This is a genomic window from Allocoleopsis sp., assembly GCF_036703385.1.
Lineage (GTDB): Bacteria > Cyanobacteriota > Cyanobacteriia > Cyanobacteriales > Coleofasciculaceae > Allocoleopsis.
Window position 1 is genome coordinate 1 of sequence record NZ_DATNPA010000270.1, and the last position, 2,737, is coordinate 2,737.

Consider the following 2,737-nt stretch of genomic DNA (forward strand, 5'->3'; position numbering starts at 1 on the left):
AGTGCATGAGTTAAAATGCCTGCTGCTGTTACACTCTTGCCACTTCGAGTCGTGCCGAACAGTCCCAAGTTCTTGTGAGTCCGGAACAAGTCCAGAAAGACTGGTGTACCCCCTTCTTCAGCAATCAACTCAAACCCACTGTCGTCACCTGAGCGAGTTCGCACTAAAGGCATCAGTCCGGGTGCTTCACCACTGAGATAGGTTTGCCGCCGGTTGAAGGGAGTTGTCAGTAAGCGTTCCCAGGTAATTGGAAAGGTTTGCAACCAGATTTTCCAGGGATACTCAGTTTCACGTAGCACCCAAGCAGGACGCAAAAAACACGACTGAATATAGCGACAAGCTTCATCCAATAGAGAGCGGTTTTTACGGTAAACCAGGAACACAACCGCCATATGAACGGGAACTGCCCCCTCGTACAATTCCTCTTGAGCTGCAATTGTCTTTTTGATGTTGAGCAGGGATTTGACATCAATTGAGTTTTTTTCACTGGCTAGCTGCGATGAGGTATTTGCTTGCTTCGTAAGACGCTGCATATTGGTCTTTACCAGTCCTTCATTTGCCCGCATTAGCTGACAGTAAATCTCGGTATCATAGACACGCTCGCGAGCCATTACATCCCACAGATAGCGCATCTGGGATTCCTTCCCAACCCATCCCCCTGGTTTGTCAACAAACGTTAGCGCCCCGATATATTTACGCTTGGTATTAACCCACTTTCGGTCTGTCACGGGTACAGAGTACTCAGATTCAATCAGCAATGTTGTAGGATGAACTTCTGAGTGGACTTCCTCTCTCAAACCTTCATCATCTAAAACTAAAAGTTGAGGAATTGTCCGAGGTGGAGTATCGTTGAAACGCTTCCAGAGGCTTGCCCAAAGTTCTTCAGCCGTTAAGGGGCGAATATCCAAACCCATTTTGTTAGAAAGCAACTGCTCCCAATTCTCATAGCCATCGGTGAAGGAGGCATAAAGAAGTTGCTCGATACGGGTGTGCTGAACTTCATGAATTTCACCCGTGAATGATTTCCACCATCGCTCCAGTCGTGCCAAAAACTTTTCAATGACATCAGCTGTTCCTTGAGTATCTGGCTCCACTGTATAGGTGGCATAAAGGTGGAGAAACTTGGGCTTTCGTACCCCTTTTCGCGTCAGTTCCCTTACTCTTGCGCGTTCGCCCCATAAGAGGTAACGCAGTTCATCGGATGGAGCCTCTTCAGCAAGCTTTGATAAGGCTTCTTGACGCTGAGTATCGTCAGTAAACGAACCCAAATGAATCGTGAGACGCTCGTTATCGGGTAAGTCTTTTAAACCCGCTTCTAAGGCATCAAATACTGGGTCAATTTCATCAGAACGTAAGGTTGAATGAATTCCTTTACACTCGAAGCCAAATTGAACCATGAAGCTATTGAGTCCTTTTTGCAGAACATAAGCTCCAATGTTGCGTCCGGAAAGTCCAATCTGAAGCATTGAGGCGAGATGAAAGGTATTTTCAATAGGACTGTAGCGAATTTTCTGTTCTCCGTTATCGACAGTACGTTTGCCGATTTTTTGTACAGGTTTCATTGGGAATCACCCTCTTCTTTTTCGCTGCCGATTACTCCTTATAGACAGCCTTTTGTGTGATGTAGGGGTAGGACTGCTAGTATTGAGAATTCGGAAGTATCTTGCGTAACCTCTCGTAAAAGTTGGAGTGGAAACTAACTTAGAAAGGAATCGCCAAGCTTTACTGCCAGTCAGCACCCACCAGGTTGACATTCCCCAAGCGGCGACAATTCCAGTCCACAACCACGACAAGCCCAAAACACTTTTACAGATGTAGTAAGACGTTAAACAGATGGCAGTCCAAGGTATTACTTGGTCAGCGGGAAATGGTCCGACTTTGGGTGCAGTTCCGAGACTGGGATTAACAGGTCGAAACTTTTTAGAGCTGTTTGGATTAAGGTCAGACATTAAGCCGCACCACCGCCACCAGTAATTAGACCTGCTAAGATGTCTCCCAGCGTGACAGTAATCAGAATGATGAGGGGAGTACGAGCCAGAGTTTGCCAGTCTTCGTCGTTACGAGCTGCTGCAATTACACGCACTAAGGAGATGGCAAGATAGAGGACAAAAATTGCTCTTAGAGTATTAAAAACAAGAGCGTAGATATCTGCGCCACCTCCTCCTCCACCGTTAATTGGAAAGCTGTTACGCATCCAGCCTTCAGTTTGAGTAAAAAATTGAGCTGCTGCTGGAGCCGATGCGTAATCTAACAGATACACTGTTCCAACTACTGAAAGAATGAGGGGTGCAATATTTAATTTGTGTTTAGTTTCCCAACGATGGATTGCTCCAAAGCAACGTGTTGCTTCTTTTGGACAAAAAACACAAGCTGTTCCGACAAGGCTTAGAAGACATCCAATAAAACTGGTGAATCGCTGCGCCACAATTAGGTCTACAAATAAGGCAGCGCTGGCGCTCAGCATTAAAACACTTAAGGGGAGTCGGTTCAGAAATAGGAACTTACTTAAACTTTGACGGGGCAAAGTTTTCAAATAGGAACTTTTAACAACCATGACGTTGAAGGCAAGTAAAGAAATTCAGTTCATTTACTTGATAACCAATTTGAAAAACTCTCCCCCTCCATCATGGGTTGAAAAAAATCTGCATCTACATTTCGATAGATAACAAGCGATGCTCCAACCGAAGGCTTATGCCTTTTGGGAAGTATTGATTCAAATATTGCAATTTCCGGCGCT

At 45.3% G+C, this 2,737-nt stretch carries 2 protein-coding genes and 1 pseudogene; 1 reads left to right on the plus strand and 2 read right to left on the minus strand.

Going from position 1 to position 2,737, the window contains the following annotated elements:
* Positions 1 to 1,562 (minus strand): annotated as a pseudogene (locus V6C93_RS12845) (hypothetical protein); the annotation flags it as partial.
* Between the two features lie 127 nt (positions 1,563 to 1,689).
* On the opposite strand from V6C93_RS12845, the gene V6C93_RS12850 reads away from it, so the two are divergent.
* Positions 1,690 to 1,818, plus strand: a complete 129-nt coding sequence (locus V6C93_RS12850; protein ID WP_315889698.1) for a hypothetical protein — start codon at positions 1,690 to 1,692, stop codon at positions 1,816 to 1,818.
* A gap of 130 nt (positions 1,819 to 1,948) precedes the next feature.
* On the opposite strand, the gene V6C93_RS12855 is transcribed toward V6C93_RS12850, so the two are convergent.
* Positions 1,949 to 2,554, minus strand: a complete 606-nt coding sequence (locus V6C93_RS12855; protein WP_333477051.1) for a hypothetical protein — start codon at positions 2,552 to 2,554, stop codon at positions 1,949 to 1,951.
* Positions 2,555 to 2,737 lie beyond the last annotated feature (183 nt).